We start from the raw sequence: 7,927 nt of genomic DNA, 5'->3' as shown, positions 1-7,927 counted from the left end.
TGGCGTCGAGGCGCCAGGTGCCTACGAAATCGCCGTTCATCCACAGGCCCAGGGCCTGGCGGCGCGACGTGCGTCCGGTACGGGGCGTCACCATCCGGCACCTCCCGTGGCGGACGGCTTCGGGTCGGTTCCGGGGCCGCGCGACTGCAGCACCAGGTCCACGCCGAGGATGCCCAGCAATTGCAGCAGCCGGTCGGCGCTGACCTTGTTGGCGTTTCGCTCGAGGGCGGAGAGCGTCTGCTGCGTGATGCCCAGTCGCGCGGCGAGCTGGCCCTGAGTCAGTCCGGCCTGTTTACGGAAGGCCTTGAGCAGGGCAGGCAACTGGTCGGGGGTTCGGACGATGTACTGGCTCATGGCACGCATCCTGAGCTGTATTCTGTAGCAACAGCTTATAGACTGTTAATCCAGAAAACGCAACAGGGGCTGTATTTTTCGAGCCGAGCGGCCGGCGTCAGGTTCGCGACGCCAGGCATAACCACCGACGACTGCTGGGGTCGATCGGCAACATACCCCCGGCGAAAGCCGAGGCGGCGTTCTACGCCGGCAACCCGGGTCACGCCATGGCGGCGTGACTCAAACGAAATGGCCTCCGGAGAAGCCGGGGCGATTCACTTGCCGGGTTGCGAGACCTTGATATCCCGTTTGCTTGGGACCTGGCGGGTGGGTACCAGAGCCCACTTTCAAAGGTTGTTACGATCCACGTGAACACGATGCGGGCAGCAATTGAGGCCGGGAACTAGCCATGGCAATCGAGTCACCCCTGCCCATTGTCTCTGTCGAAGCTGTACTCAAGTTGCTGGGGTTCAAACCCGGCGGGGAGTGGCCCAGGCAGCTGACCTATGACTTTGGCAACTTCGAACTCCGGGCGCTCCCCTGCACGAATCAGTATCTTCGGCCGGCGGTGCTGTTCTCAGGCATCTACACGACGACGCGTAGCATTCGCCAAGTCTCCTTTGAGATGCCGGACAAGGTCGAATCCGCGATGCAAGTGCAAGCGTGGATCGCCTATGGGGTGGGGGATAGTTTCACACCACGCCTGCCCTGCGCCTGGTTTGAGGAAGGGTTGCGCGCAAAGGGCCTGCTCCCGTGGGAGCGACACATGCGAGCCTACCAAGACCGCCCCTTGGTCTGGGTGCCGCGGCCTTGGATGCGATTGGCCGCAGAGGGCCTCCGAGAGGCGGCCGAGGCCGCGCCTGAGAGACAGGTTTGCACGGTTGGATTTGACGGCCGGACGCTTGAGTTCGACCTTGGCAGCCGCATGATACCGCTGCCCGCAGACGGGAAGCGGCCATGGGAGCACGTATTCTCCATACGCTTGAGGCGGCTCGCGGCTTTGCCGCGTCGCTGGATGATGGATCCCGTCCCGATCGAGGTGTGGGAGGAGAGGATTAGGTTTGGCAATCACGTGTTTGAACTTTAGGAGTCGAATCGGGTCGGCTGACTAGCTAACTTCAAATCGTCGCTTTTGATTCTATCCAGGCATCCACATCGCTTTGCAGCCACGCAACCGCTCGAGCCCCGAGCTTATTGGGAGCGGGGAATCTCCCAAGGTCTAAGAGTTGGAATATCGAGCTTCTTCCCAGTCCAACCTGGCGGCAGACATCCGGTGGCCGAAGAAGGTGAATCGCTCCGGCTTCTCCGTAGGCCAGTCGGTTTGAGAAATGCCGGGTTGGCGGGATTGGCTCGATCAACCCGCTCCCGCCGGGAGCCTGATCTCCGCACGAACAAACCGCTCGGCGCCCGACTTGCCGTCGCAAAGCGCCAGCGCCCGGTCCCGGACGTCTTCCGGCGTCAGCCCGTGCGCCTTGCCGGCGCCCAGGCAGGCCTCCCAGGCCATCGCCACGTCCCGGGACGACACCTCGTAGCCGTAGCCCCGCGCCATCCAGCCCAGGGCCAGCAACCCCGCCTCCAGCGCAAACGCCGGCTGCTTGGTGGCGAAGTCCCGGGCGGCCCGGGCGAGGGTGCGCGGGTCGGTCGGGCTGCTGCGGGCCAGCTTCAGGGCGACGTCAAAAAGCCCGGCGCTCTTTGCGGCGGCGAACCACTTGCCTTCACTGCCCGGATTGGCTTCCACCAGGTCTGTGAGGATGCGGGCCTTGTCCTTTTCGGGGTACTTGGCGGCGAGGGCCTTGAGGGTGCCCAGGTTCGTGTTGGCCTGGTTGGCCTCGAACGCGTACTGGCGGTAGGCGATCTCGCGCTGGCCCAGGTCGATCAGGATCGACTCGCAGGTGCGGGCTGCCTCGTAGCGGTATCGGCCCTGCTGGTAGCAGCGCTCCGCGATGGCCAGGGCCTCGTGACGGTGGCCGTGGTCGAGCAGGGCCTTCACGCCCCAGCGGTGGTAATCCCACCAGCCATGGGTCTGCGGGGACTCCAGCAGCACCAGCAGCTCGGCGTGGCGCCCGGCCGCGTACAGGCAGGACAGGCAGGGCATGGTGCCGGAATACCAGCCATGGCCCTTCGCACCCGGCGCCCAGGCGGCGCGCAGGCCCGGCAGCAGCTCGTCGGCCCAGGCCGAGGCCACCTCGGGGCTGCCGCACAGGGTGCCCCAGTGGTCGCCCAGCCGCTCGATCCAGGGAATCTGGTCGTCGACCATGGCCTGCCAGAGCCGCTCCAGCCAGGCCGTCCGGGTCCTCGGCGCGACCTCGACGGTGCCGATCAGAGGCACGAACTGCTCGAAGACATCGCGGATGACCGCCTGCAGGCGGCCGGAGGAGTCATCGACGTTCTCGAAGGCCGGCGAGAGCTTCTCGATAAGCCTTACGGCCCCGTCGGCGGCCAGGACCGGGTCCTTGCGGACCATGGCCCGGATCTCGGCCGCGGCCTCGTCCAGGCGCTCGATGGCCCGATCGGATTTCCAGCCGAAGGCGCCGCGGCGGAAGCGGGCGGCAAAGGTCCAAGTGGGGGCGGCCCGTGGGGCCCGGGGCGTGGCCATGCGCGCCTTTACTCAGTTGGGCAGGGAGGCGTGATCGGGACTTGTCCCAGATCTGTCCCAAAACTGTCCCAGAGGGTTTGGCGCGCCTGGAGGGATTCGAACCCCCGACCAATGGCTTCGGAAGCCACTACTCTATCCGGCTGAGCTACAGGCGCGTATCTAAAGGACTTTTTCTTCAAACCGGCCTGAAACTGAGTTCAGGCCCTGTGACACTTTAACCGGCGCCTTTAACCGATGAGTAGGGGCTTCGGAAGCCACTACTCTATCCGGCTGAGCTACAGGCGCGTGGCCGGGGATTATGCCATGGGCGCGGGGTTCGTGCGGTCCGGTGCCCGCGGGAAGTGTGGGGACCGGCACGGATTTCCCGGGCCGCAAATGGAATGCTGGGGTAAGGTATGCCCGACGCCTCCGCCATCGCCGAAACGACTGCCCTGGACACCACGCTGGTCGCCAGTCTCCTGCTGCATCCGTCGCGTCGCGCGCTGCTGGTGCTCGATGCCACGGGGCGCGTGCTGGCCAGCAATGAACGGGCCCGGACGCTGATCGACCCTGAAATGGAGGCCAAGCTGCGCGAGGCCCTGGCCAGCGCCATGGCCCAGCTGGCCGACCATCCCGGCCGGGAGGTCCAGTACCGGCATGAACAGCCGGGCCTGACGCTGGACTGCCTGCTGCGGGCGGTCGCCGGCCCCGACGGGGGCGTCCGCGGCTACACCGTCAGCCTGCACAACCCCGAAGAGGCGCCGGACCTGGCCGAGTCGCCCGATCGCGCCCGCTGGCGCTTCGCGCTCGAGAACGCCCAGGATGGCCTGTGGGACTGGGACGCCGAGCGCGGCGAGGTTTACCGATCGGGCCGCTGCTTCACCATGCTCGGTTATGCCCGCGACGCCTTCGACGGCAGCTTCGACTCCTGGCAGGCGCTGATCCACCCGGACGACCGCCCGCGCGTGAAGGTGGCGCTGCACGCGCACCTGGCGGGCGAGCGCGAGAGCTACATCGTCGACTACCGCGTGCGCGACGCCAACGGCAAGTGGCGCTGGATCCTCGACCGCGGACGCGCCATCAGCTGGGACCACGCCGGGCGGCCGCGCCGCGTAGTGGGCACGCACACCGACATCCACGACTACAAGCAGATCGAGGCCCAGCTGCGCGAACGCGAGCTGATCCTCAACCAGGCCCAGCACGTGGCCCACCTGGGCAACTGGAGCTGGAGCCCGGAGAACGACAATCTCTGGTGGTCGGACGAGCTGTACTGGATCGTCGGCCTGCCCAGCAGCAAGCCGCCGCCAAAGTTCCGCAACCAAAGGCACCTGTTCACGCCCGAATCCTATGCCCGCCTGCACGCGGCCTCCGTGGCGCTGCTCAAGCAGGGCAAGCCCTACGCGCTGGAGCTGGTGATGCTGCGCCCCAGCGGCGAGCAGCGCGTGGTGCAGGCGCGCGGCGAGGCCATCCTGGACCAGGACGGCCGGGCGCAGAGCCTGGTGGGCGTGATCCACGACATCACCGAGCAGCGCAAGGCCGAGGAAACCTCGCGCTGGCGCAACGACCTGCTCGACCGCATCGCCGCCATGGGCCGCATCGGCGGCTTCGAGCTGCTGGTCGAGACCGGCGAACTGCACTGGACCGACGAGAATTACCGCATCCACGGCATCGAGCCGGGCAAGCCGCTGCGCTTCGAGGAAACCCTGCCCAACTATTGCCCGGAGTCGGCGCAGAAGCTGCAGCTGGCGTTCCGGCGCATGGTCGCCGAGCGGCTGGAAGAACAGACGGCCGACGTGTGCTACGTCACGCCCGACGATCGCCGGATCTGGCTGCGCATCACCGGCCGCCTGGAGCTGCGCGACGGCAAGCCCTACCGCGTCACCGGCCTCACCCAGGACATCACCGAGGAACACGAGGCCGGCGAGCGCATCGAACAGCTTGCGCACTACGACACCCTGACCGGGCTGCCGAACCGCTTCCTGTTCCGCGAGCGCGCGAACGAGGCCATCGAGGTCGCGCGCCGGGGCGAAAAGCCGCTGGCGCTGCTGTTCCTGGACCTGGACCGGTTCAAGAACGTCAACGACACCCAGGGCCACGAAGCCGGCGACCTGCTGCTGCAGGAAATCGCCGGCCGCCTGCGCCAGTGCGTGCGCTCGAGCGACCTGGTCGGCCGCCTGGGCGGCGACGAGTTCCTGGTGCTGCTGCGCGAGGTGGCCCGGCCCGAGGATGCGGCCCTGGTGGCGCGCAAGATCATCGCCGCCGTCGGCGAGCCGGTCGCGCTCGGCGGCCTGGATGCCCAGGTGGGCTGCAGCATCGGCATCGCCCTGCTGGGCGACAACGCGCCCGACCTCGAATCGCTGCTGCGCGCCGCCGACACCGCCATGTACGCGGCCAAGGATGCCGGCCGCAACACTTTCCAGTTCTACAACGCCAGCTTCTACGAGCGCGTGCAGCGCCGGGTGACCCTGGAGCAGGAGCTGCGCCAGGCGCTGGCGCGCGACGAGTTCCACCTGGCATTCCAGCCCACGCTGTCGCTGCGCGACGGGTCGGTCGCCTGCATCGAATCGCTGCTGCGCTGGCGCACGGCCTCGGGGGAGCTGCGTTCGCCGGCCGAGTTCATCCCGGTGGCCGAGGAGTGCGGCGAGATCATCCCGATCGGCCGCTGGGTGCTGGCGCAGGCCTGCCGGCAGGCACGGCTGTGGCACGAGGCCGGGCTGCAGTTCGGGCGCATCGCGGTGAACGTCTCGGCGCTGCAGCTGCGCGACCCGGAATTCGCCACCCACGTGCTGCAGGCCTGTGCGCGCGAGCGCTGGCCCAGCGACCGGCTGGTGCTGGAGATCACCGAGTCGGCGCTGATGCGCGACAGCGAGGTGCTGCGCACCACCTTCGACATGTTCAAGGCCAACGGCATCACGCTGGCCATCGACGACTTCGGCACCGGCTTCTCGAACCTGGGCTACCTGCACCGCTTCCCGGTGCGCACGCTGAAGATCGACCGCAGCTTCGTCAGCCAGATGGACCAGGCCAGCAACATGCTCGAGCTCACCCACGCCGTGGTGAGCCTCGGCCACGCACTGGGCCTGGGCGTGGTGGCCGAGGGCGTGGAAACCGAGAACGTGCTGCAGCTGCTGCGCCAGCAGGGCTGCGACGAGGCGCAGGGCTACCTGTTCACGCGGCCGCTGCCGGGCGAGGAAATGGCCACCTGGCTGGCGGCGCAGGCCTGAGCCCGCGCGGGATCAGGCTTCGCGGCGGAAGACGGCCGCGTGGATGCAGGAGAACACGCTCACCAGGAACCAGCCGAAAGGCAGCAGCGAAAGCGTGATCAGCCAGGTGATGGCGCCTGCCGCGCAGGCGAGCAGGAACCAGGTGATGGCCCAGAGCACGCGGCCCTGCACCAGCTGGCCCAGGCCCGGGATGAACAGGCTGCAGATGGCGGCGATGACGTTTCCGGTGGAACCCTGGCCGGCGCTCATGCGTGCTACTCCCGTGCTGGTTGGCGACAGGGCAAGCATGGGGTTGCGCGCCCTGGCCTTCAAGCGCCACAGGTCATGCCCGCTGCGGTGCGCGCCGGGCCTCTGCTAGGCTTTCGCGGATGTCGAACGCGCCCGCCAACCCACCCGCATCGCCCGCCGCCGCCGGCTGGCGCGCGCGGCTGCCGCTGTACTGGCTGCTGATCCGCGGCGACCGTCCGGTGGGTACGCTGCTGCTGCTCTGGCCCACGTGGTGGGCGCTGTGGCTGGCGGCCGAAGGCGTGCCGCCGCTGGGCGTGCTGGCCATCTTCACCGCCGGTGTCTGGCTCACGCGCTCGGCCGGCTGCGTCATCAACGACTACGCCGACCGCTGGCTCGACCCGCAGGTCGAGCGCACCAAGGGCCGGCCGCTGGCCACCGGCGCGGTGAGCCCGCGCGAGGCGCTGGCGGTTTTCGTCCTGATGATGCTGGTGGCCTTCGGGCTGGTGCTGCTGACCAACACGCTCACGGTGCTGCTCAGCCTGGCCGGCGCCGTGCTGGCCAGCACCTATCCCTTCCTCAAGCGCCATACCTACTTGCCGCAGGTGTACCTGGGCGTGGCCTTCGGCTGGGGCATCCCGATGGCCTTCGCGGCGGTGCAGGGCACGGTGCCGCCGCTGGCCTGGCTGCTGTTCCTGGGCAACCTGCTGTGGACCACCGGCTACGACACCTGGTACGCGATGGTGGACCGCGAGGACGACATCAAGGCGGGTTCGAAGTCCACCGCCATCCTTTTCGGTGACGCCGACCTGGTGGCGCTGGGCGTGCTGTTCGGCGGCTTCGCCTGGGCGATGTGGCTGGTGGGCACGCGCGCCGGACTGGGCATCTTCTATTACGTGGCGCTGGGCGTGGCCATCGTGCTGGTGCTGCGCCAGTTCTGGATCGGCCGCGACCGCCGGCGCGAGCATTGTTTCGAGGCCTTCGTGTCGAACCAGTGGGTGGGGCTGGCGATCTTCGCCGGCATCGCCGGGCACTACGCGCTGGGCTGAGCGACCGGCTCAGGCCCGGGCCAGCACCCACAGGTCGACCCGCTGCACGCCGGCCCGGCGCAGGGCGAGGGCGGCCTCCTGCAGGGTGGCGCCGGTGGTCATGACGTCGTCGAACAGGGCCAGGTGGGCCGGCAGCGACGGGCCGGCCAGGATTTCGAAGGCGCCGCGCACGTTGCGGCGGCGTGCCGCGGCATCAAGCCTGGACTGCGGGGCGGTGGCGCGGCCCCGCGCCAGCCGGCCGTCGAGCAGGGGCAGGCGCAGCGCCCGGGCCAACGGCCGGGCCAGTTCCAGCGCCTGGTCGTAGCCGCGCTGGCGCAGGCGGCTGCGATGCAGCGGCAGCGGCACCAGGGCCTGGGGGCGGGCCGCACCGGCCAGGCCTTCGGCCAGCAGCTGGCCCAGCAGCCGGCCGGCGGCCAGGTCGCCGTGGAACTTCAGGCGCCGGTGCAGCTGGTCGACCGGGGCGGCGTGCAGGAACACCGCACGGGCCGCGGCCTGGGGCGGGCGCGCGCCGGCACAGCGCC

Annotated in this window: 8 protein-coding genes and 1 tRNA gene; 3 read left to right on the top strand and 6 right to left on the bottom strand. The window is 68.8% G+C overall.

Annotation, left to right across the window (positions count from 1 at the left end; genetic code table 11):
• Positions 1-87: 87 nt before the first annotated feature.
• Positions 88-354: a helix-turn-helix domain-containing protein gene (locus C6N40_RS13745; protein WP_106991593.1), complete on the bottom strand. Its 267-nt coding sequence runs from the start codon at positions 352-354 to the stop codon at positions 88-90.
• 388 nt (positions 355-742) lie between these two features.
• On the opposite strand from C6N40_RS13745, the gene C6N40_RS13740 reads away from it, so the two are divergent.
• Complete coding sequence (locus C6N40_RS13740) at positions 743-1,420, top strand: hypothetical protein (RefSeq protein WP_106991592.1); 678 nt, start codon at positions 743-745, stop codon at positions 1,418-1,420.
• 31 nt (positions 1,421-1,451) lie between these two features.
• Here the strand turns inward: C6N40_RS13740 and C6N40_RS13735 are convergent, their stop codons facing one another.
• The 3 genes from C6N40_RS13735 to C6N40_RS13725 form a co-directional block, all read right to left on the bottom strand.
• Entirely contained in the window at positions 1,452-1,691 is a 240-nt protein-coding gene (locus C6N40_RS13735) for a helix-turn-helix transcriptional regulator (RefSeq protein ID WP_240183535.1), read from the bottom strand.
• On the bottom strand, positions 1,688-2,929 hold the full coding sequence (locus tag C6N40_RS13730) for a hypothetical protein (RefSeq protein ID WP_205208628.1): 1,242 nt from the start codon (positions 2,927-2,929) through the stop codon (positions 1,688-1,690). The genes C6N40_RS13735 and C6N40_RS13730 overlap by 4 nt, the downstream gene beginning before the upstream one ends.
• 78 nt (positions 2,930-3,007) lie before the next feature.
• Positions 3,008-3,084: transfer RNA gene (locus C6N40_RS13725), tRNA-Arg, on the bottom strand.
• Between the two features lie 240 nt (positions 3,085-3,324).
• On the opposite strand from C6N40_RS13725, the gene C6N40_RS13720 reads away from it, so the two are divergent.
• Positions 3,325-6,132 (top strand): EAL domain-containing protein, encoded by a 2,808-nt coding sequence (locus C6N40_RS13720; protein ID WP_106991591.1) that lies wholly within the window; start codon positions 3,325-3,327, stop codon positions 6,130-6,132.
• Positions 6,133-6,144: 12 nt separating this feature from the next.
• Here the strand turns inward: C6N40_RS13720 and C6N40_RS13715 are convergent, their stop codons facing one another.
• Positions 6,145-6,381: a hypothetical protein gene (locus C6N40_RS13715; protein ID WP_106991590.1), complete on the bottom strand. Its 237-nt coding sequence runs from the start codon at positions 6,379-6,381 to the stop codon at positions 6,145-6,147.
• A gap of 119 nt (positions 6,382-6,500) precedes the next feature.
• Between C6N40_RS13715 and ubiA the strand changes: the two genes are divergently transcribed.
• Complete coding sequence (ubiA, locus tag C6N40_RS13710) at positions 6,501-7,406, top strand: 4-hydroxybenzoate octaprenyltransferase (protein ID WP_106991589.1); 906 nt, start codon at positions 6,501-6,503, stop codon at positions 7,404-7,406.
• A gap of 9 nt (positions 7,407-7,415) precedes the next feature.
• On the opposite strand, the gene C6N40_RS13705 is transcribed toward ubiA, so the two are convergent.
• A partial coding sequence (locus C6N40_RS13705) for a ComF family protein (RefSeq protein ID WP_240183534.1) occupies positions 7,416-7,927 on the bottom strand: 512 nt, incomplete at its 5' end.

This window comes from Arenimonas caeni (genome assembly GCF_003024235.1).
In the GTDB taxonomy this organism is placed as follows: domain Bacteria; phylum Pseudomonadota; class Gammaproteobacteria; order Xanthomonadales; family Xanthomonadaceae; genus Arenimonas; species Arenimonas caeni.
The sequence above is the reverse complement of the archived record's forward strand: the minus strand, read 5'-3'. Positions and strand labels throughout refer to the sequence as shown.

Excerpts from the sequence above, each read along its gene's own strand:
- C6N40_RS13745 (WP_106991593.1), bottom strand. The coding sequence starts at position 354 with ATGAGCCAGTACATCGTCCGAACCCCCGACCAGTTGCCTGCCCTGCTC.
- C6N40_RS13730 (WP_205208628.1), bottom strand. The coding sequence starts at position 2,929 with ATGGCCACGCCCCGGGCCCCACGGGCCGCCCCCACTTGGACCTTTGCC.
- ubiA (WP_106991589.1), top strand. The coding sequence starts at position 6,501 with ATGTCGAACGCGCCCGCCAACCCACCCGCATCGCCCGCCGCCGCCGGC.
- C6N40_RS13740 (WP_106991592.1), top strand. The coding sequence starts at position 743 with ATGGCAATCGAGTCACCCCTGCCCATTGTCTCTGTCGAAGCTGTACTC.
- C6N40_RS13720 (WP_106991591.1), top strand. The coding sequence starts at position 3,325 with ATGCCCGACGCCTCCGCCATCGCCGAAACGACTGCCCTGGACACCACG.
- C6N40_RS13715 (WP_106991590.1), bottom strand. The coding sequence starts at position 6,381 with ATGAGCGCCGGCCAGGGTTCCACCGGAAACGTCATCGCCGCCATCTGC.